Genomic DNA, 302 nt, shown 5'->3' on the forward strand with positions numbered 1-302 from the left:
TCCCAGGGCCAGTTCAACTGGTCCGGCGGCGACCGGCTGGTCAACTTCGCCCAGCAGAACAACCAGAAGGTCTACGGCCACACCCTGGTCTGGCACAGCCAGATGCCGGGCTGGCTGGAGAACGGCAACTTCAGCGCGTCGCAGCTGCGGCAGATCACCAACAACCACATCTCCGAGGTGGTGGGCCGGTACCGCGGCCAGATCGAGCGCTGGGACGTGGTCAACGAGGCGTTCAACGAGGACGGCACCCGCCGCCAGAACAAGTGGCAGCAGACCATCGGCGACGGCTACATCGCCGAGGC

Annotated in this window: 1 protein-coding gene; it reads left to right on the plus strand. The window is 65.9% G+C overall.

The annotated features are described in order from the left end of the window. Nucleotides 1-302: endo-1,4-beta-xylanase (locus GQS09_RS28465; RefSeq protein WP_165990360.1), on the plus strand; the 302-nt coding region annotated here is incomplete at both ends.

Source organism: Streptomyces sp. YIM 98790 (assembly GCF_011421595.1).
Taxonomy (GTDB): Bacteria; Actinomycetota; Actinomycetes; order Streptomycetales; family Streptomycetaceae; genus Streptomyces.